We start from the raw sequence: 19032 nt of genomic DNA, 5'->3' as shown, positions 1-19032 counted from the left end.
CGATCTCCGTTCGATCTCTGGGAGATCGACGCCGGACAAGCAGTCCAACATCGGCGCTAGTTACGCGGTCAAGCGCGAAATCAGCCGGGTCAATATAACGACAGGCGGCTGGCCGGGCATGAAGACCTGCGGATTGGAGAGGGCGCCGACGATATGACCCACATAGTCTGATTTGTCGTAGCCGATTGACGATATCGGGTAGGCGTCGAAATTGGTCAGGGACACATTGTCGAAGCCATAGAGGCGGAAGCGGCTGGGCCGGTTGTCGGGGAAATCCGCCCGGCAGACATCCAGAACACCCATGGCCATCGCGTCGGACGTACAAAAGACCGCATCGGGACAGCCGCGTCCCGTCAGGCCGGCGGCTGCCGCATAGCCCGACTCGTAGGAATAGTCTCCCTGGACCGTCTGCAGCAGTTCAATTCCATGATGCCGGAACGCTTCGAGGTAGTGGCCGATGCGCAGCTGTTCGACCCGCGAGGACGAACGGCCGGTCAGCAGGCTGGCCGTGCGCGCGCGCTTGGCCGCCGCATCCGCCACGGCCTCGGCGATGCCGACGCCTTCATCGGGAATGACGGTGGGTGACAGATCGTCATGCAGTCCGTTCAGCATGATGACCAGGTCCGAGCGAAACATGCGCCGCACCGTCGCTGCATCGGCAAAGTCGGAGAACACCACGGCGGCATCGACATGATAGGCAACGCCGTTGCGCAGAAAATCCTCGACCCCGTCCGCCGAGCCGATGCGGATGAGGATGACCTGCTTGCCGATCGACTGGATTGCGTCGAGCAGCCGGTCGAACAGGTCGAGATCTGAAAGGTCGTGAATGTGGTTGACCACGACGGCAACCAGATTGACGGTCTTGGTGGTCAGGCTTTGCGCCAGGAGATTGGGTTTGTAGCCGAGCTGGGCGGCGGCCTGCACGACACGCTCGCGTTTGTCCGCCGAGACCGGTCGCGGTCCGCTCGACAGCGCACGGCTGGCCGCGGCGCGCGACACGCCTGCCAGCCGCGCGACGTCGGCGATCGTTGCGACGGCGCCTCGACTGTGCGCCGATCGGTTACCGGTAGTGGGTGTCACCACAGCGGGTTGAGCGCCGGCGGGTTGGAGTCCGGCCCCCACCACTTCTTGTAGGTCGTCTCATAGGTGCCCGACTGGATGAAGTCGGACACGAACATGTCGAGCCACCGGACGAATTCGGGATCGCCCTTGGCGACCGCGATGCCGATCGGATCGTTGGAATAGAGGCCTGGCAGCGTCACCAGGCTCGGTGTCTTGGTCGCGAGGTAATCGAGCAACGAGGAATCCTCGATCGCCGCATCGACGCGCTTCTGTTGCAGCTGCAGAACCCCGTCGGGCGCGAACTGGTCGACATAGACGAGCTCTGCGTCCGGCACGGCCGCCTTGAGGAAGGTTTCGCCCGTGGTGCCGCGGCCGACGACAACCTTCTTGCCGGCGAGCCCCTTGAGGTCGGTTATCCCGGCATCTTTCTGGACGATGACGCGCAGCCCGGCCCGGTTGTAGGGGATGGTGAAGTTGACGGTCTTGGCCCGCTCGAGCGTTGCAGAGGTGTTTGCGACCGCGACATCGATCTGTCCCGACACCAGCATGGAAATACGCGCATCGCCCGAGACGTCGACGAACTCGACCGGCACACCGAGCTTTTGCGCCAGCAGCGTCGCGACATCGACATCGTAGCCGACAGGGTTGTTTTGTGCATCGCGAAAGCCGATCGGCTCGCCGCCGAGCGATACGCCGATGCGAATGGTGCCGCGTGAGCGGATGTCGTCAATCATGCCTGCAAGGGCTGGAAATGCCGAACCGGCCACGATGGCCAGCGCAGCGAAGGCACGCAGTAGGGTCTTCATGGTTCCTCTCCTTATTTTCAAGTGACACGCTTTGCTGCCCGCAATTCGGGTGCGGACATGCAATCCTTCCAGAGCCAGTAGCGGACCTCGCCCTCGCATCTAAAATTTACCACCTCATGGTTCTGCTCGGCGTCGACGGCGTGGATGACCACGCCGGCTAGGAAGCCGGTGTCGAGTTCACCGAGTTCCTCGACCGCCAGCGCGACCGCATCCGACAAGGATCGGCCAAGCTTCATGGCCAGCACGACGGTCCGCGCGGTCGTGCAGCGCATCGTCATCTCGCCGGTATGGGTGCACGCCGCCGCACCATAGCGGCTGTCGGCGTAAAAGCCTGCGCCGGGAATGGGAGAATCGCCGAGCCGGCCCGGATATTTCCAGGCCCAGCCCGAGGTCGAAGTCGCGGCATGGATGCCGCGCCGCGCATCCGCCGACAGGAAGACGGTGGTGTCGCGGACGCGCTCGGGATCGGTTATAGTACGGCTGAGCGGCGCCAGATCGATATCGGGGAATTTCGCCAGCTGTTGCGGTGTGAGTTCCTGTTGCAGCCGCTCCCACCAGACGCGCTTAGAGTCCTCGAACAAGACTTCGTCTTCGGCAAAACCGATTTCGCTGGCAAAGCGCCGCGCCCCTTCGCCGGTCAGCATCACATGCGGCAGGCGCTTCATCACCTGGTGCGCCAGGGCAGCGACCGCCAAGGTCCTTGGCACAGCGCCGACTGAACCGACCTCTCGTGTATTGCCATCCATGACGCCGGCGTCGAACTCCATCTCGCCCAGCATGTTCGGCCAGCCGCCATAGCCGACGCTTCGAACCTTGACCTCTTTCTCCACCATGCCGATGCCGGCAACCATCGCGTCCAGGCTGACGGCGCCATCGCGCAGCATTTGCACCGAGGTCTCGAATCCCGGCCATGCTTCGTTGTTGGCTAACAGCAGCATTCCTAGTCCTTGCGCATCCTGGAGAGAAACTGCGCAACCCGCGGCTGCGCCCGGCCGCCGTCCGCGGCGAAGAAACGATCCGTCGGCAGATCGACCACCAGCCTGCCCTTGTCGAGGAAGACGATGCGGTTGGAAATCTCGCGCGCGAATTCGATCTCGTGGGTGACGAACAGCATCGTCGTGCCTTGCGCGGCGAGCTTTGCCAGGATGGCCAGCACCTCGGAAGTCATTTCCGGGTCGAGCGCGCTGGTGACTTCATCGAGCAGCAGATAGCGCGGCTGCATGGCGAGCGCCCGGCAGATGCCGACACGCTGGCGCTGCCCGCCCGACAACTGCGCCGGGTAGGCGTTGGCCCGATCGGCGAGGCCGACGGACTCGAGCAGCTTGCGCGCCAGCGCCTCGGCCTCAGGGCGCGGCATCTTCAGCACCTCGATCGGGGCGAGCGTAATGTTCTGAAGCGCGCTCATATGCGGATAGAGGTTGAACAGCTGGAAGACGGTGCCTGAGCGCTTGCGCGCCTCGGCCAGCTCCTTCGGCTTGCTGACATCGAAATCGTCGACCGTGATGCGGCCCGACTTCAGCTTTTCGAGGCCGTTGATGCAACGGATCAGTGTCGACTTGCCGGACCCCGACGACCCGAGGATCGAGACCACTTCGCCGGGCGCGATCGTCAGGTCGACGCCGTCCAGCACAGTGACCTCGCCGAACGCTTTGTGCACGTTTTCGATCTTGAGCATGTTAAAGCCCCCGCCAGGCGCTGTGCGCCCGCAGGCGGTTTTCAAGACGCTCGCCAAGCAGGGCGACCAGCTTTGCCGCGCCATAGTAGAGCAGCCCGACGACGGTCCAGACCACGAACGGCTTCAAGGTGCGCATGTTGAGGATGTGGCCGATCTTGGTCAGGTCGACGACGCCGATGACAGAAATCAGCGACGTCACCTGAAGCTGGTTGACCAGCAGCGCGACGAGCGGGCCGACCGCGAAGGCGGCAGCCTGGGGCGAAACGATATGGCGCAGGACCTGCCACCGGGTCAGGCCGAAGACACGCGCGGCCTCGACCTGCTCGCGTTCGATCGACTCGATCGCCGAGACCGCGATGACATAGACGAAGGCCGCGGTGTTCGCCGACAGAGTGATGGTCGCTGCGGTGACCGGCGTCACCCTTATATGCAACAGGGCCGGCAGGCCGAAGAACACCAGGAACAGCTGCACCAACACCGGCGAGTTCTTCAACAGCTCCGACAGGAAGGTGACGACCTGGGCCAGAACCGGCACACGGTAGAACCGCACCAGTGCCCAGCTCAGGCCAATCAGCAGTCCGATCAGAGAGGTGACGAGAAACAGCGCGATGTTGGTGCCGAGACCTTGCGCCAGCAGGATCAGGTCGTAGGAGGTGAAGTCGCTGAACCGCATCAGTCGACCGCCTCCATCATGTCCCGATTGAGATGGCGGTGGAGCAGGGTGACGCCCAGCGAGACCAGATAGGTCAGGGCCGCATAGGCACAGAGCAGCACCACATAGACCTCGAAGGGCCGATAGGTCTGCGAGACGACGATCTGGGCTGAGCCGGTGAGCTCGTTGAGCGTGATGGTCGAGAGGATCGAGGACGTAAGGATCATGTTGATGAGCACGGATCCGAGCGGTCGCACGGAGGTGCGCAGCGCAATCGGCAGCACGATGCGGGTAAAGATCTTGCGCCTGGACAGGCCGCTCACTTCAGCGGCCTCGATGATGCCCTGGTCGATGGCGAGGATGCCGGCGCGAATGATGTCTGAGGCATAGGCGCCGCCGGCAATGGAAAGGGCCACGACGCCGGTGGTGAAGGCATCGATGTAAATGCCGAGCTCGGGCAGGCCGTAATAGAAGAAGAACAGCTGGACGATGAACGGCACATTGCGGAAGAGATCGACATAGACGAAGGCGATCCGTCGAAGCAGTGCCGAGGCGGAGGTGCGTGCGATCGCCACCAACGCGCCCATGACGACGCTTCCCACCAGCGACAGCGCGCAAGCCGCCGCCGTAAGTTCGGCGCCGCGCGCCAGAAAACCCAGATGCGGGAGCAGAATGGACAGATCGAAATGCACCGGCGGTCCCCAGTGAAACCGGTTTCACTCTTTTGGCTTTCGCCTCGTCTGTCAAGATGCAGGGTCTGGTTGCCGGCCTGTGGATGCATTCGTTGCGATGATTTCGCTCATGCGCGCTATGTCTCAAGCGCCGGCAATTCGCCGCCGGCTTTCAACTTGACGACGCCGCCTATGCCAGCCGCGCGTCGCTGCGATGGCGGCTGGGGCGGCGCCCTCGGTTTTGCCGATCCCGGCGCCGGCGTCGGATTCGGCTACGTCACCAACCGCATGCTGGGTTTCGACGACGTCGATCCACGCCGCAAGGTATTGATTGATGCCGTTTACGACGCGCTCTGACGTAGGAGCGTTGAGAGCCGTTATGCGCGGATGTTCCACATGGCGTCCGGCACAACCACCAGCTTGCCGACGAAATCCTTGGCGATGAAGTCGGCCTGCGCCTTGTGGAAATCGGACAGTTTGTAGACACCGGCGACCAGCGGCCGGATTTTCTTCGCTTCGATGTATCCAACGATGCGGCGGAAGTCGGCGCGCGTCCCCTGGCTCGATCCGTGCAGTTGCAGCTGCTTCAGATACATGGTCCGGAGATCGAGCTGCACAACCGGACCGGCAATCGCGCCGGCGGTGGTGTAGCGGCCTTCGGGCCTCAGGATGCGCAAGAGGTCGTTGAAGATCGCGCCGCCGACGAGATCGGCGACCACATCGATCGGCTGGCCGCCAGTGGCTTCATTCACGGCGGCGGGAAGATCGGCAACCCCACGGGTAATAACCGCTTCGGCGCCGATGTCGCGCACCGCCTGCTCCTTGCCCTTGCCGACGACGGCGTAGGGAATGGCGCCGCGCGCCCGCGCCAGCTGCACGATGCCGGAACCGACGCCGCCCGAGGCGCCGGTGACCAGCACGCGTTCGCCGGTTTTCAGCCCGGCGCGCTCCAGCATCTGCTCGCCGGTGAGGTAGGCGCAGCAGAAGGTGGCGAGTTCGACGTCGCTCATGTCAGTATCGACGACATGCGCATTCTCGCCCGGCACCGTCTGGTACTCGGCGTACCCGCCGTCGCGACCGTGGCCCATATAGTCGATGTCGGCGAGCGAATCGTCGTCGCGGTTGTAGATCGAAAAGTCGACCATTACCCGTTCGCCGATACGGCCCGGGGAAACGCCTTCGCCGACGGCAGCGATGGTGCCGACCGTGTCGGTGCCCTGGATGCGCGGGAAGGTAAGCGTGTTGCCTTGCCGCCGCCACGTCGACACGGCGGCAGCGTCCTCCTCCGTGCCATAGGCGCCCTGGCGTACCCAGACATCGGTGTTGTTCATACCGCAAGCGCTGACCCTGACCAGCACCTCGCCGGCGGCAGGCACAGGCACTTTCACATCGGTGCGATAGACGAGCTTTTCCGGTCCGCCATGCCCGGTGAGCAGCACGGCGGCCATGGTGGCGGGGAGGGTCTTGGTCATGGCATTCATCGTCGATCTCAGAGGTTGGCAAACACGCTGTTGACGGCATCGGCGGTTTTCGAAACGACGATGTCGGCTTCCTCACGCGTCAGGCAGAGCGGCGGCGCGAAGCCAAGGATGTCGCCCTGCGGCATGGCGCGGCCGATGACACCGCTGGCGGCAAGTGCTGTCGCCACCTGCGGCCCGATCTTGAGCGAAGCATCGAAGAACACCCGGTCGTCCTTGTCGGCGACAAATTCGACTGCCGCCAGCATGCCATCGCCGCGCACGTCGCCGACATGTCTGTGACCGCCGACGGCCTTGGCCAGTTCGGCGCGGAAATAGGCGCCCGTCTCATCGGCGTTTGTCACCAGGTCCATCTCGTCGATCAGTTCGAGATTGGCGACGCCGGCGGCGACGCAGATCGGGTGCGCCGCATAGGTCCAGCCATGGCCGAGCGAGCCAAGCTTGTCGGAGCCCTGCACCAGCACCTGCCACATCTTGTCGGCAACGATGACGCCCGACAGCGGCGCATAGGCCGAGGTCAGGCCCTTGGCGATGGTGATCAGGTCCGGCTTGATGCCGTAATGGTCGGAGCCGAACATGGTGCCCAGACGGCCGAAGCCCGTCACCACCTCGTCGGCGACCAGCAGCACGTCATACTTCTTCAGCACCGCCTGGATCTTCTCCCAGTAGCCGGCCGGCGGCGGCACGATGCCGCCAGTACCGAGGATCGGCTCGCCGATGAAGGCGGCGACGGTTTCGGGACCTTCGGCCAGGATCATCTCTTCAAGCTTGTCGGCGCAATGCTGCGAGAACTGCTCCTCGCTCATCGAGCGGTCGGCGCGGCGGAAATAGTAGGGCGCTTCGGTGTGCAGGACCGGCGCGCGCGGCAGGTCGAAGGCATTGTGGAACAGGTCGAGCCCGGTCAGTGATCCCGTCATCACGCCCGAACCGTGATAGCCGCGCCAGCGCGAGATGATCTTCTTCTTCTCCGGCCGCCCAAGCACGTTGTTGTAGTACCAGATCAGCTTGATGTTGGTTTCGTTGGCGTCCGAACCGGAGAGCCCGAAATAGACCCTGCTCATGCCCTTCGGCGCGCGGTCGATGATCATCTTGGCCAGCGTGATCGAGGCCTCGGTGCCGTGGCCGACATAGGCATGATAGTAGGCGAGGTTTTTCGCCTGGGTGGCGATGGCATCCGCGATCTTTTGGCGGCCATAGCCGACATTGACGCAATAGAGACCGGCAAAGGCATCGATGCTCTTCTTGCCATTGTTGTCCCAGACGGTGACGCCTTCACCGCCGGCCATGATGCGGGTCGGGCTCTCGCCTCGCGCATGCGTGCCCATATGGGTCGAAGGATGGAAGAAATGGTCGCGATCCCAGGCGTTGAGTTCGTTGGACTGGTTGAGCATTTTTGACTCCTTGAGGGATGGCCGGACGGACTATGCGACGTCCAGGCAGAGGTACTTCAGATCGGTGAAAGCTTCGAGCCCATGGCGCGAGCCTTCGCGACCGATGCCGGATTGCTTGACGCCGCCGAATGGGATCGGCGCGCCGGTGATCTTGACGCGATTGATAGCGAGCATGCCGTAGTCGAGCGCGCGGCCCAGGCGCTGCTGGCGGGCGCCGTTCTCGGTAACGACATAGGCGACCAGGCCATATTCTGTGGCGTTGGCACGGGCGATCACTTCGTCCTCACTGTCGAACGGCGTGACGGCGGCGACCGGCCCAAAGGTCTCCTCGCGCATGATCAGCGCTTCGTCGCTGACGTCGGCCAGCAGCGTCGGCTGGTAGAACAGCGGCCCGGCCTGATGCCGCTTGCCGCCGGTGAGACAGCGCGCGCCACGAGCGATGGCATCGGCGACCTGCTCTTCGACCTTTGCGACGGCACGCTCATGCATCAGCGGCCCGATGTCGATCTTGTTGGTAAGGCCGTTGCCGGTGCGCAGCGCCTCGATACGCCTGGCGAAGGCGGCGCAGAAGCGATCGTAGATGGGGCGCTGGACGTAGATGCGGTTGGCGGCGAGGCAGTCCTGGCCGGAGGTGGCGAATTTGGCATCGATGGCGATGCACACCGCCTTGTCCAGATCGGTATCGGCAAAGACGATCAGCGGCGCGTGGCCGCCAAGCTCCATCACCAGCCGCTTCATCGTCGGCGCGCTCTGTGCCGCGATCAACCGGCCGATCTCCGTCGAGCCGGTAAAGCTCATGGCGCGGACGCGCGGGTCTTCGCACATGCGGCCGACGATGGTTGCAGCCCTTCCGGTGATGACGTTGAAGACACCGGCGGGCATGCCGGCGCGCTCGCCAAGTTCCGCCAGCGCCAGCGCCGACAGCGGCGTCTCGGATGAAGGATGCGCGACGATGGTGCAGCCGGCGGCAAGGGCGGCCGCCGCCTTGCGGGTCAGCATCGCCGCCGGAAAATTCCAAGGCGTGACGACGCCGACGACACCGAGCGGCTCGCGCCTCACCATCATCTCGGCATTCGGCAGATGGCTGGTGACGCTCTCGGCATTGAGGCGCTTTGCCTCTTCGGCATACCATTCGAGGAAAGAGGCGGCATAGTCGATTTCGCCGAGCGATTCCTGCAGCGGCTTGCCCTGTTCCAAAGTCATCAGCAGGGCAAGGTCGTCTTTCGCCGCGATGATCAGCTCGAACCATTTTCGCAGAATTCTCGACCGCTCCTGCGGCAGCAGTGACCGCCAAGCCGGGAAGGCACGCGCGGCGGCACCGATTGCCCTTGTCGTTTGCTGCGCATCGAGCGCGGCGACAAACGCGACCGTCGCGCCTGTGGCCGGATCGGTGACTTCAAAGCTTTCGGCCGCTTCGCTCGCGGTCCAATGCCCATCGACATAGGCAAGCTCGCGCAGCAGCCGGCGGTCGGAGAGGCGGTCGAGTGCCTCATGGCGATGCGAGCGGGCAAAATGCGCGGACATGGTCGAGGCCTCCCGGATCGGACGATGCGGGAAGACTATCCGTCACATGCAGACAGAGAGACTGTTTCGACGCCCTGAAGGAGAGAGAGTCTCTCTATTGTGCCGCCCCGACAGACATTCTCTCCGGGCTTATGCCGACGCCGGCAACAGGTCGGCTATCGGTAGCACGATTTCGTCCTTCACCGTCTTGGTGACGATGTAGGTGAAGTAGCGGTCGATGCCGATCTCGCGCTGCAGCAGGCCGTCGACCAGCCGCTGATAGGCGTCGATGTCGCGCGTCATCACCTTGACCACATAGTCGACGCCGCCGCCCACCGACCAGCAGGCGACGATTTCGGGGATGTCGCGGATGACGCGTTCGAAGCGGTCGAAATCGGCCTGGCGATGGCTGGCCAGCGTCACCTCCATCAACACGGTGGCGACCGGCGCCACCACGCGCATGCCGATCCTGGCGTGGTAGCCCGAGACGATGCCTGCCTTCTCCAGCTTGCGCAGCCGCATCCAGCACGGCGTCGGCGACAGCCCGACCTGTTCGGCCAGCGCCAGCTTGGTGATGCGCCCGTCGCGCTGGATGGCGTCGAGTATCCTGAGGTCGACCGCGTCGAGTTTTGATGTCATCGGCGTCCGCTTTTTGTCGGCATCACCATGACGGCGCATTATTTCGATTGTCAATTGCACTGATTTCGATCTCTATTAAGTCATGACATTATGGCAACCCGACCCTGCGCTCATCCGCCGGCCAGCCTATCAAACGCTGGCCGACCAGTTCGCCCGCGCCATTCATGACGGGCGGCTGGCCAAGGGCGCGCGGCTTCCAACGCATCGAAGGCTGGCAGACGATTTAAAACTGTCGGTGCAGACGGTCAGCCGCGCCTACGAAGAACTGATCCGGCGCGGCCTGATTTCGGGCGAGATCGGCCGTGGCAGCTTTGTCCAGACGCAGCGCCGCGACCCGGAGCCGCCCTATCTGCCGGAGCGCCTCGGCGAGGTCATCGATCTGTCAATCCTGAAGCCGGTCTGCGAGCCGATGCATTTGGAGCGGCTGAAGCAGGCGCTGGGCTGGCTGGCCGAAAACCTGCCATCCAGTTCGGCGTTGTCGTTCCGGCCCAACATGGTGTTCCCGCGTCACCGCGCGGTGGCTGTCGAATGGCTGAAACTGTGTGGGCTCGACACCTCCGCACAGAATATCAGCCTGACCAATGGCGCGACCGCCGGGATGACCGTGGCGCTGATGAGCGTTGCGCCGCCGGGATCGACTGTCGCCACCGAGGCCATCGGCCACCACACGCTGGTGCCGCTGGCGCGCTATCTCGGCTTCAACCTGGAAGGCCTGCCGATCGACGGCAATGGCCTGATCCCGGAGGCGTTGGACGAGGTCTGCCGGCTCACCGACATTCGCGCGGTATTCGTGCAACCGTCGGTGATCAACCCGACGGCGACGCTGATGGACGCTCGGCGGCGCGAAGAGATCGCCGCGGTCGCGCGCAAGCACGACATCGCCATCATCGAGAACGATGTGCTGGGTCCGCTGATCGAGGACCGGCCGCCGCCGGTCGCCGCCTTTGCGCCGGAGCGCACGCTCTACGTCACTTCCTTCACCAAGATCACCGTACCTGGCCTGCGCATCGGCTATCTCGCGGCGCCCGACCGCTATGTCGCCGCCGTTGCCAACCGGCATCTGGTGTCGAACTGGATGGCGACGCCGCTGGTGGCCGAGATCGCCACCAAATGGGTGACCGACGGCACGGCGATGGAACTCGTTCGCTGGCAGCGGGCGGCATTGCGCCGCCGCCAGGACATCGCAGCCGAGGTGCTGGGCGGGGTTGGTTATCGCGCCAGGCGCGACGGGCTGCATGTCTGGTTGCAACTGCCCGCGGACCGTGCCGAGGAAAGCTTCGTCGCCCAGGCCCGCCTGCAAGGCGTGGCGATCGCGCCCGGCACCTCCTTCCGCATCTCGGATGCGCCCTGGCATCCGGCGGTGCGCATCTCGCTCGGCTCGACCACCGAGGGGGAACTGCGCGCCGGCCTCGGCGTTGTCACCAAGTTGCTGCTTGGCGATCCGGAGCATCTGCTGCTCGCAATCTAAGCGGGAATTGCTCTGGAATCATGCAGTGCCGGAAATATTGTCATGATTTTATTTTCCCAATTGACATGATTTGGCGCGTTCCGCATCGTTAAGGGCACAGGCTTCTCCAGCAGGGGAAATTCATTTGTCCTCACCCATCATCAAGGTCGACGCCATTTCGAAGAGCTTCGGCTCGTTCAAGGTACTGGACGGCCTGTCGATGCAGGTCATGCCCGGCGAGAAGCTGGCGCTGATCGGCCCGTCCGGCTCGGGCAAGACGACGATCCTGCGAATCCTGATGACGCTGGAGAAGATCGACGGCGGCCATATCCAGATCGATGGCGAGCAGCTCTATCACATGGAGCGCAACGGCCAGCTGCTGCCCGCCGACGAGCGGCACCTGACCAAGATGCGGCAGAAGATCGGCATGGTCTTCCAGCTGTTCAATCTGTTTCCGCACAAATGCGTCATGGATAACGTCACGCTGGCGCCGATGCTGACCAAGGGCACGCCTCGCGCCGCCGCTGAAAAGCGGGCCATGGAACTGCTCGACATGGTCGGCATGGCCGACAAGGCGAAGTCGATGCCGGCGCAGCTGTCCGGCGGCCAGAAGCAGCGCGTGGCGATTGCCCGTGCGCTGGCATTGTCGCCGAAGATCATGCTGTTCGACGAGGTGACGTCGGCCCTCGATCCGGAGCTGGTCGAGGAGGTGATGAATGTCATGCGCAAGCTCGCCGCAGAGACCGACATGACCATGCTGCTGGTCACCCACGAGATGGGCTTTGCCCACGACTTCGCCGACCGCGTGCTGTTCTTCGACCGCGGCAAGATCGTCGAAGAGGGCAAACCAGACGAGATTTTCCGCCATCCAAAGCAGGAGCGCACGCAAGGCTTCCTGAAGAAGATCATCGCAGCCGGACATCGTGTCTGACCGCTTTGCGGGGCGGAAGACCGCCCCAGACAAAACCAAGAAGACAACAAGGAGTTGGGAACAATGAAGAAACTTGGCATTCTGGCCGGCGTCGCCGGTCTCGCACTGACGGCGGTGCTCGCCGCGTCGAGCACCGGTTCGGCCGATGACAGCAAGCTCGAGCAATTGAAGGCGCAGGGCTTTGCCCGCGTCGCGATCGCCAACGAGCCGCCCTATACGGCGGTCGCCGCCGACGGCAAAGTTTCGGGTGCGGCGCCCGACGTGGCGCGCGAGGTCTTCAAGCGTCTCGGTGTTGCCGACATCGTCGCTTCGATCTCCGAATATGGCGCGATGATCCCCGGCCTGCAGGCCGGCCGCTTCGACGTCGTCACCGCCGGCCTGTTCATGAAGCCGGAGCGTTGCGCGGCGGTCGTCTATTCCGAGCCGGTGCTATGCGACGCCGAGGCGATGTTGGTGAAGAAGGGCAATCCGAAGGGCTTCAAGAGCTACGAGGACGTCGCCAAGGACACGTCAGCCACCATTGGCGCGCCCGGTGGCGGCACCGAGGAGAAGCTGGCGCTCAACGCCGGCGTGCCGCGCGAGCGCGTCATCGTCGTGCCGGACGGCCAGAGCGGCCTGAAGATGCTGCAGGACGGTCGCATCGATGCCTATTCGCTTCCCGTCCTGTCGATCAACGACCTCGTCAAGAAAGCCAACGATCCGAACCTCGAAGTCATCGCCCCGGTGGTCGGCGCGCCGGTCTATTGCGACGGCGCCGCCTTCAAGAAAGGCGATGAGGCCCTGCGCGATGCCTTCGATGTCGAGCTCGCCAAGCTGAAGAAATCCGGCGAGTTCGCCAAGATCATCGAGCCCTACGGCTTCTCGGCCGCAGCCGCGATGTCGACCACGCGGGACAAGCTCTGCGCGGCGAAATAGCGCCGTTTTTGCCTTCTCCCTGTTCACGGGGAGAAGGTGGCCCGAAGGGCCGGATGAGGGGCGGCGCCAGGTTCTGAGAATTTAGCGCTGCCCCTCATCTGCCTGCCCGTCCTCCGCAGCAGCTGCGCTGCAGCTTCGGAGGGTGGACTGGCATCTTCTCTCCGTGAACGGGGAGAAGGAAGCTAACCGCCAACGTTGGAACCCGAATGACCCAGTGGTCCGGCTACCTCGGCCTGATATTGCAGGGAGCGCTTGTCACCATCGAGCTGACGCTGATGGGGTCGGTGCTCGCCCTGATCATGGCCTTCCTCGCCGGCATGGGCCGCGTGTCGCGCTTCTTTGCGCTGCGCTGGCTGGCCACCGCCTATATAGAATTCTTCCGCGGCACCTCGATCTTCGTGCAGCTGTTCTTTGCCTATTTCGTGTTGCCGTTGATCGGCCTCGAACTGACCCCGCTGCAGGCGGGTGTGCTGGCGCTGGGCCTCAATGTCGGCGCCTATGCGGCCGAGGTGGTACGCGGCGCCATCCAGTCGGTCGGCCGCGAACAATATGAAGCCTGCATCGCGCTCAACCTCGGCCGCTGGCAAGGTATGCGCCATGTCATCCTGCCGCAGGCGCTGCTGGTCATGCTGCCGACCTTCGGCAACAACGCCATCGAGCTGCTCAAGGCGACCTCCGTGGTGTCGCTGATCTCGCTCGCCGATCTCACCTTTCAGGCGCAGGTCGTGCGCTCGCAGACTGGCAACACGCTGGCGCCGTTCACCACCATCCTGATCATCTATTTCGCCCTGGCGCTGATCATCTCCTGGGGCGTGCGTTCTCTGGAACGCCGCATGGCGCGCGGCCTCGACGGGGTGCGCGTCTGATGGCCGGAGCTTCCTGATGGATTGGGACTGGAACTTCGTCTGGGAGATCCTGCCGACGCTGATCCAGGGCGTGAAGATCACCATCCTGGCAACGCTGCTCGGCTCCGTGCTGGCCGCTGTCGTGGGTCTGGGCATCGCGCTAGCACGACGCTCGCCCAACAAGGCGCTGTCGCGCACCGTTGGTTGGGCGGCCGAATTCATCCGCGGCACGCCGCTTCTGGTGCAGCTCTATTTCATCTTCTACGTGCTGCCGGATTTCGGCATCCTGTTGCCGCCGCTGGTCGCCGGCGTCATCGGGCTCGGCTTGCACTACGGCACCTACACGGCGGAAGTCTATCGCGCCGGTATCGACAACGTGCCGCGCGGCCAGTGGGAGGCGGCCAAGGCCTGCAATCTGAGCGCCACGCAGACCTGGACCAACATCATCATTCCGCAAGCGATCCCACCGATGATCCCGGCTTTGGCCAACTATTTCATCGCCATGTTCAAGGAGACGCCGCTGCTGTCGGCGATCACCGTTCTGGAGCTGATGAACCAGGCCAAGAGCGTCGCCAACACCTATTATCGCTACATCGAGCCGATCACGCTGGTCGGCGCCTTCTTCCTCGTCATCAGCCTCTTCTCGGTCGTGCTGCTGCGCTGGCTGGAACATCGCTACGGCAAGATCGAAAGGTAATTCTCAAGATGAAACCGCTGCCCAAAATCAGGCTGACGCCGACAATGCCGGCGCTCGATGCGCGCCCGCTGGAAAAGCGCGTCGGCCTGATCATCCTTGCCACCGACCACACCAGCGAACCGGATTTCCGCCGCATGGTGGCGAGCGAGCGGGTCGGCGTCTATGTCGCGCGCATTCCCTACAAGAATCCGACCACACCCGAGAATCTCCGCAAGATGCAGCCGGAGCTTGCGGCGGGCGCGGCGCTGATCCTGCCCGACGAAAACCTCGACGCGATCTGCTACTCCTGCACCTCGGCCTCGGTGGTGATTGGCGACGCTGAAATCGAGGCCGCAATCCAGTCTGCCAAGCCGGGTGTTCCTGTGGTCACGCCGCCGATGGCCGGCCTGCGCGGGCTGCAGGTGCTGGGCGCGAAAAAGATCAGCATCCTCACCCCCTACACCGTCCAAACCTCCAGGCCGATGGCGGCTTACTTCGCCGCACGTGGCTTCGATATCCTCAGCTTCACCTGTCTCGGTTTCGAGGACGATCGCGAGATGGCGCGCATTGCGCCGGCAGCGATCGTCGACCTGGCTCGTGAGGCGACGCATGCGCAGGCCGATGCACTGTTCGTGTCCTGCACCGCATTGCGCGGAGCGCTCGCGGTTCCCGGCATGGAACAGGCGATCGACCGCCCGGTCGTCACCAGCAATCAGGCCAGCGCCTGGAATTGTTTGCGGTTGTGTGGCGACGGGACGTCGCATCCCGAATTTGGCCGTCTGATGACGCTGCCTTTGCCGCGCGATTGACGATCATGACGACAGTCACCCTTAACGATATTCGTGCCGCCCGGGAGCGAGTTGCCGGCAAAATCGAACGCACGCCGACAGGGTTATCTCACAGCCTTTCCGAACGACTGGGCATCCCCGTCCACCTCAAGCTTGAACACCGCCAGACCACCGGCAGCTTCAAGCTGCGCGGCGCCTCGAATGCCGTTGCTTCGCTGAGCGCCGAGGAGAAGGCGCGCGGCGTGGTCGCGGCGTCGACCGGCAATCATGGCCGTGCGCTGGCCCATGCCGCGAAGCTCGAAGGCATGCGTGCGGTGATCTGCATGTCGCGACTGGTGCCGGGCAACAAGCTCGACGAAATCCGTCGGCTTGGCGCGGATGTCCGCATCATCGGCAACAGTCAGGACGAGGCGCAGCAGGAGGTCGAACGGCTGGTGGCGCAGGAGGGACTGGTGATGCTGCCGCCCTTCGACCATCCCGCCATCGTCGCCGGGCAAGGCACGCTTGGACTGGAGATGATCGAGCAGGTCCCGGATGCCGCTCTCGTCCTAGTGCAGCTCTCCGGTGGTGGACTCGCCTCGGGCATCGCCGCCGCCGTCAAGGGCGTCAGCCCCGGGACAAAAATCATCGGCGTTTCGATGGCGCGCGGCGCGGCGATGAAGGCCAGCCTCGATGCCGGCCGTCCGGTCGAGGTCGAGGAGTTGCCGACGCTGGCGGATTCGCTCGGCGGCGGCATCGGTCTCGACAACCGGCTGACCTTCGCCATGTGCCGCGATCTGCTCGACGACGTCATCCTGCTCACCGAGGACGAGATCGCCGCCGGCATCCGGCATGCCTATGAACAGGAGCGCGAGATCGTCGAAGGCGCCGGCGCGGTCGGCATCGCTGCGCTACTCGCCGGCAAGGTCAGGGCGACCGGGCCGGTGGTGGTTCTCCTCTCGGGCCGCAATATCGACATGAACACGCATCGCAAGATCGTCTGCGGTGACGCAATCGCGGAGCGCGCGGCATGAAAACTCTCCCACGCCGAATTCCCGCCCACCCCCCTCTGTCCTGCCGGACATCTCCCCCGCAAGGGGGGAGATCGGCAGCTTCGATGCGGTCGCTATTCTTGCTGCGCTGGAGATTGGCGAAGGCAGGAGTGCAGTCCAATCTCCCCCCTTGCGGGGGAGATGGCCGGCAGGCCAGAGGGGGGTGTGACGGAACACTATCCTTCGTGGTGCGCGCTAGTACGGAGCGCGACACATGAGTCCGATGACCATCCTCACCGAGAAGGAACTGCGCACAATCGTGCCGCTCGATCTCGACGCGGTCGCCTGCGTCGAAAACGCTTTCCGCGCGCTCGCCACATTGCCGGTGGCGATGCCGCCGATCCTGCGGTTGGACATTCACGAGCAGCGCGGCGAGGTCGATGTGAAGTCGGCCTATGTGCCTGGAATAGACGGTTTCGCCGTTAAGATAAGCTCCGGCTTCTTCGACAATCCGAAGCTCGGTCTGCCCAGCGGGGGCGGCATGATGGTGTTGCTCTCGGCAAGAACCGGTGTGGTCGAGGCGCTGCTGCTGGACAATGGCTATCTCACAGATGTCCGCACCGCTGCTGCCGGGGCCGTCGCGGCGAAGCATCTGTCGCGGCCGGATTCGTCCGTCGCCGCAATCTTCGGCGCCGGCGTGCAAGCCGGGCTGCAACTCGAAGCGCTCATGTTGGTGCGGCCGATCGCCGAGGCACGTATCTGGGCGCGCGATGCGGTCAAGGCGGAGACGGCCGCAGGCGCGCTGCGCGAAAAACTAGGTATTCTCGTGCGCGCCGAGCCGGATGCAGCCAAAGCAACCATCGGCGCCGACATCATCGTCACCACCACGCCGTCGACCGAGCCGCTGATCAAGGCCGGCTTTGTCGTTGCCGGGCAGCACATCACCGCCATGGGCTCGGATGCCGAACACAAGAACGAGATCGCGCCGGCGATCCTGCGCATGGCCGATCTCTATGTCGCCGACAGCGCCAAGCAGACACGGCGTCTGGGAGAACTGCATCACGCCATCGCATCGGGCGTGATGGGAGCCGATGCCGAGGTCACCGAACTCGGCCAGATCATCGCCGGCGAACGGCACGGAAGGCGCTCGGCCAGCGACATCACCATCGCCGACCTCACCGGCACCGGCGTGCAGGATACGGCGATCGCCACGCTCGCTCGCGACCGGGCGCGGGCGGCCAATGCCGGAACCGTTTTCGAGAGCTGATGCTGGCCGCAAGCATGATCCGGAAAAGTGGAAACCGGTTTTCCGATCAGATCATGCTCAAGCAAAAAATTCCTGGAGCCGGATCCAACGAAGTGAAAACGGGCTCCAGGACCCCAACAAACGAGGACCAAGAACAATGCAACCGAACCTGAAATTCTCGCGCGCCGAATTTGCGGATCGCCTCGCCAAGACGCGAAAAGCCATGGAGGGGAAAGGCGTCGATCTGCTTGTTATCAGCGACCCATCCAACATGGCCTGGCTGACCGGCTATGATGGCTGGTCGTTCTATGTGCATCAGGCGGTGATCGTGCCACCATCGGGCGAGCCGGTCTGGTACGGTCGCGGCCAGGATGCCAATGGCGCCAAGCGCACCGCCTATCTCGCGCATGACAACATCGTCGGCTATGCCGACCACTACGTGCAGTCGACCGAGCGCCACCCGATGGATTTTTTGGCAAGCGTGCTTAGTGATCGCGGCTGGGGCAAGCTGACCGTCGGCGTCGAGATGGACAATTACTGGTTCTCGGCTGCCGCCTTCGCCGCGTTGCAGAAGCACCTGCCCAACGCCCGCTTCGTCGACGCGACAGCGCTGGTCAATTGGCAGCGCGCGGTGAAGAGCCCGACTGAAATCGACTATATGCGCAAGGCGGCCCGCATCGTCGAAGCCATGCACCAGCGCATCGTCGACAAGATCCAGGTCGGCATGCGCAAATGCGATCTGGTCGCCGAGATCTACGATGCCGGCACGCGCGGTGTCGATGGCGTCGGCGGCGACTATCCGGCGATCGTGCCGCTGCTGCCGTCGGGCGCCGACGCCTCGGCGCCACATCTCACCTGGGACGACCAGCCGATGAAGTCGGGCGAGGGCACCTTCTTCGAGATCGCCGGCTGCTACAACCGCTACCATTGCCCGCTGTCGCGCACCGTCTTTCTCGGCAAGCCGACACAGGAATTCCTCGATGCCGAGAAGGCGACGCTGGAAGGCATGGAGGCGGGGCTTGCGGCGGCGAAACCCGGCAATGCCTGCGAGGACATCGCCAATGCCTTTTTCGCCGTGTTGAAGAAATACGGCATCGTCAAGGACAACCGCACCGGCTACTCCATCGGCCTATCCTATCCGCCGGATTGGGGCGAACGCACCATGAGCCTGCGCCCCGGCGACCGCACCGAACTCAAGCCCGGCATGACCTTCCATTTCATGACCGGCCTGTGGCTGGAGACGATGGGACTGGAAATCACCGAATCCATCCTGATCACCGAAACCGGTGTAGAGTGCCTCGCCAATGTACCGCGCAAACTGGTGGTGAAGAATTGA

At 63.9% G+C, this 19032-nt stretch carries 20 protein-coding genes; 10 read left to right on the top strand and 10 right to left on the bottom strand.

What is annotated here, in order from left to right; translation table 11 throughout:
* Window positions 1-60 precede the first annotated feature (60 nt).
* From ACYG9R_RS05150 to ACYG9R_RS05125, 6 genes are read right to left on the bottom strand one after another with little or no spacing between them, the layout of a single operon-like run.
* Window positions 61-1083 carry a LacI family DNA-binding transcriptional regulator gene (locus ACYG9R_RS05150; protein ID WP_023710017.1) on the bottom strand — a complete coding sequence of 341 codons (1023 nt, stop codon included), beginning with the start codon at window positions 1081-1083 and terminating at the stop codon, window positions 61-63.
* The gene (locus ACYG9R_RS05145) at window positions 1077-1868 is read right to left on the bottom strand and encodes a transporter substrate-binding domain-containing protein (protein ID WP_023710016.1); all 792 of its coding nucleotides are present in this window, start codon (window positions 1866-1868) and stop codon (window positions 1077-1079) included. The genes ACYG9R_RS05150 and ACYG9R_RS05145 overlap by 7 nt, the downstream gene beginning before the upstream one ends.
* Window positions 1869-1885: 17 nt before the next feature.
* Entirely contained in the window at window positions 1886-2806 is a 921-nt protein-coding gene (locus ACYG9R_RS05140) for an isoaspartyl peptidase/L-asparaginase (RefSeq protein WP_023723327.1), read from the bottom strand.
* A gap of 2 nt (window positions 2807-2808) precedes the next feature.
* Window positions 2809-3543, bottom strand: a complete 735-nt coding sequence (locus ACYG9R_RS05135) for an amino acid ABC transporter ATP-binding protein (RefSeq protein ID WP_023710015.1) — start codon at window positions 3541-3543, stop codon at window positions 2809-2811.
* A 1-nt stretch (window position 3544) separates the two neighbouring features.
* Complete coding sequence (locus ACYG9R_RS05130; protein ID WP_023667866.1) at window positions 3545-4216, bottom strand: amino acid ABC transporter permease; 672 nt, start codon at window positions 4214-4216, stop codon at window positions 3545-3547.
* The gene (locus ACYG9R_RS05125; protein ID WP_023823556.1) at window positions 4216-4887 is read right to left on the bottom strand and encodes an amino acid ABC transporter permease; all 672 of its coding nucleotides are present in this window, start codon (window positions 4885-4887) and stop codon (window positions 4216-4218) included. Before ACYG9R_RS05125 ends, ACYG9R_RS05130 begins: the two co-directional genes overlap by 1 nt.
* Before the next feature lie 171 nt (window positions 4888-5058).
* Here ACYG9R_RS05125 and ACYG9R_RS05120 point away from each other — a divergent pair, with 171 nt between their 5' ends.
* On the top strand, window positions 5059-5223 hold the full coding sequence (locus tag ACYG9R_RS05120; RefSeq protein ID WP_245260037.1) for a hypothetical protein: 165 nt from the start codon (window positions 5059-5061) through the stop codon (window positions 5221-5223).
* Between the two features lie 20 nt (window positions 5224-5243).
* Here ACYG9R_RS05120 and ACYG9R_RS05115 read toward each other — a convergent pair whose 3' ends face one another.
* The 4 genes from ACYG9R_RS05115 to ACYG9R_RS05100 form a co-directional block, all read right to left on the bottom strand.
* Complete coding sequence (locus tag ACYG9R_RS05115; protein ID WP_023823554.1) at window positions 5244-6347, bottom strand: alcohol dehydrogenase family protein; 1104 nt, start codon at window positions 6345-6347, stop codon at window positions 5244-5246.
* Between the two features lie 8 nt (window positions 6348-6355).
* Window positions 6356-7735 carry an aspartate aminotransferase family protein gene (locus tag ACYG9R_RS05110; RefSeq protein WP_023823553.1) on the bottom strand — a complete coding sequence of 460 codons (1380 nt, stop codon included), beginning with the start codon at window positions 7733-7735 and terminating at the stop codon, window positions 6356-6358.
* 30 nt (window positions 7736-7765) lie between these two features.
* Complete coding sequence (locus ACYG9R_RS05105) at window positions 7766-9259, bottom strand: NAD-dependent succinate-semialdehyde dehydrogenase (RefSeq protein WP_352446748.1); 1494 nt, start codon at window positions 9257-9259, stop codon at window positions 7766-7768.
* Window positions 9260-9388: 129 nt separating this feature from the next.
* Window positions 9389-9877 carry an Lrp/AsnC family transcriptional regulator gene (locus tag ACYG9R_RS05100; protein ID WP_023823551.1) on the bottom strand — a complete coding sequence of 163 codons (489 nt, stop codon included), beginning with the start codon at window positions 9875-9877 and terminating at the stop codon, window positions 9389-9391.
* A gap of 82 nt (window positions 9878-9959) precedes the next feature.
* Between ACYG9R_RS05100 and ehuR the strand changes: the two genes are divergently transcribed.
* The 9 genes from ehuR (at window position 9960) to doeA (ending at window position 19032) form a co-directional block, all read left to right on the top strand.
* Complete coding sequence (gene ehuR, locus ACYG9R_RS05095; RefSeq protein WP_023823550.1) at window positions 9960-11345, top strand: MocR-like ectoine utilization transcription factor EhuR; 1386 nt, start codon at window positions 9960-9962, stop codon at window positions 11343-11345.
* Window positions 11346-11469: 124 nt separating this feature from the next.
* Window positions 11470-12255 carry an ectoine/hydroxyectoine ABC transporter ATP-binding protein EhuA gene (ehuA, locus tag ACYG9R_RS05090; protein ID WP_023682675.1) on the top strand — a complete coding sequence of 262 codons (786 nt, stop codon included), beginning with the start codon at window positions 11470-11472 and terminating at the stop codon, window positions 12253-12255.
* A gap of 63 nt (window positions 12256-12318) precedes the next feature.
* Window positions 12319-13170 carry an ectoine/hydroxyectoine ABC transporter substrate-binding protein EhuB gene (gene ehuB, locus ACYG9R_RS05085; RefSeq protein WP_023682674.1) on the top strand — a complete coding sequence of 284 codons (852 nt, stop codon included), beginning with the start codon at window positions 12319-12321 and terminating at the stop codon, window positions 13168-13170.
* Between the two features lie 206 nt (window positions 13171-13376).
* Complete coding sequence (gene ehuC / locus ACYG9R_RS05080; protein WP_023667875.1) at window positions 13377-14036, top strand: ectoine/hydroxyectoine ABC transporter permease subunit EhuC; 660 nt, start codon at window positions 13377-13379, stop codon at window positions 14034-14036.
* 16 nt (window positions 14037-14052) lie between these two features.
* A complete protein-coding gene (gene ehuD, locus ACYG9R_RS05075; RefSeq protein ID WP_023709687.1) occupies window positions 14053-14712 on the top strand; it encodes an ectoine/hydroxyectoine ABC transporter permease subunit EhuD in 660 nt (219 codons plus the stop codon).
* Window positions 14713-14720: 8 nt separating this feature from the next.
* A complete protein-coding gene (gene eutA, locus ACYG9R_RS05070; protein WP_023747990.1) occupies window positions 14721-15500 on the top strand; it encodes an ectoine utilization protein EutA in 780 nt (259 codons plus the stop codon).
* A gap of 5 nt (window positions 15501-15505) precedes the next feature.
* Window positions 15506-16492: a hydroxyectoine utilization dehydratase EutB gene (gene eutB / locus ACYG9R_RS05065; RefSeq protein WP_023735670.1), complete on the top strand. Its 987-nt coding sequence runs from the start codon at window positions 15506-15508 to the stop codon at window positions 16490-16492.
* 232 nt (window positions 16493-16724) lie between these two features.
* Window positions 16725-17717, top strand: coding sequence for a cyclodeaminase (locus tag ACYG9R_RS05060; protein WP_023823549.1), 993 nt, complete (start codon window positions 16725-16727; stop codon window positions 17715-17717).
* Between the two features lie 136 nt (window positions 17718-17853).
* Window positions 17854-19032 (top strand): ectoine hydrolase DoeA, encoded by a 1179-nt coding sequence (doeA, locus tag ACYG9R_RS05055; protein WP_023823548.1) that lies wholly within the window; start codon window positions 17854-17856, stop codon window positions 19030-19032.

It is taken from the genome of Mesorhizobium sp. RSR565B (assembly GCF_054719465.1).
The sequence above is the reverse complement of the archived record's forward strand: the minus strand, read 5'-3'. Positions and strand labels throughout refer to the sequence as shown.

Coding starts and splice junctions, on each gene's coding strand:
- ACYG9R_RS05145 (WP_023710016.1), bottom strand. CDS start 1,868: ATGAAGACCCTACTGCGTGCCTTCGCTGCGCTGGCCATCGTGGCCGGT.
- ACYG9R_RS05140 (WP_023723327.1), bottom strand. CDS start 2,806: ATGCTGCTGTTAGCCAACAACGAAGCATGGCCGGGATTCGAGACCTCG.
- ACYG9R_RS05135 (WP_023710015.1), bottom strand. CDS start 3,543: ATGCTCAAGATCGAAAACGTGCACAAAGCGTTCGGCGAGGTCACTGTG.
- ACYG9R_RS05130 (WP_023667866.1), bottom strand. CDS start 4,216: ATGCGGTTCAGCGACTTCACCTCCTACGACCTGATCCTGCTGGCGCAA.
- ACYG9R_RS05120 (WP_245260037.1), top strand. CDS start 5,059: ATGCCAGCCGCGCGTCGCTGCGATGGCGGCTGGGGCGGCGCCCTCGGT.
- ACYG9R_RS05115 (WP_023823554.1), bottom strand. CDS start 6,347: ATGAATGCCATGACCAAGACCCTCCCCGCCACCATGGCCGCCGTGCTG.
- ACYG9R_RS05110 (WP_023823553.1), bottom strand. CDS start 7,735: ATGCTCAACCAGTCCAACGAACTCAACGCCTGGGATCGCGACCATTTC.
- ACYG9R_RS05105 (WP_352446748.1), bottom strand. CDS start 9,259: ATGTCCGCGCATTTTGCCCGCTCGCATCGCCATGAGGCACTCGACCGC.
- ACYG9R_RS05100 (WP_023823551.1), bottom strand. CDS start 9,877: ATGACATCAAAACTCGACGCGGTCGACCTCAGGATACTCGACGCCATC.
- ehuR (WP_023823550.1), top strand. CDS start 9,960: ATGACATTATGGCAACCCGACCCTGCGCTCATCCGCCGGCCAGCCTAT.
- ehuB (WP_023682674.1), top strand. CDS start 12,319: ATGAAGAAACTTGGCATTCTGGCCGGCGTCGCCGGTCTCGCACTGACG.
- ehuC (WP_023667875.1), top strand. CDS start 13,377: ATGACCCAGTGGTCCGGCTACCTCGGCCTGATATTGCAGGGAGCGCTT.
- ehuD (WP_023709687.1), top strand. CDS start 14,053: ATGGATTGGGACTGGAACTTCGTCTGGGAGATCCTGCCGACGCTGATC.
- eutA (WP_023747990.1), top strand. CDS start 14,721: ATGAAACCGCTGCCCAAAATCAGGCTGACGCCGACAATGCCGGCGCTC.
- eutB (WP_023735670.1), top strand. CDS start 15,506: ATGACGACAGTCACCCTTAACGATATTCGTGCCGCCCGGGAGCGAGTT.
- ACYG9R_RS05060 (WP_023823549.1), top strand. CDS start 16,725: ATGAGTCCGATGACCATCCTCACCGAGAAGGAACTGCGCACAATCGTG.
- doeA (WP_023823548.1), top strand. CDS start 17,854: ATGCAACCGAACCTGAAATTCTCGCGCGCCGAATTTGCGGATCGCCTC.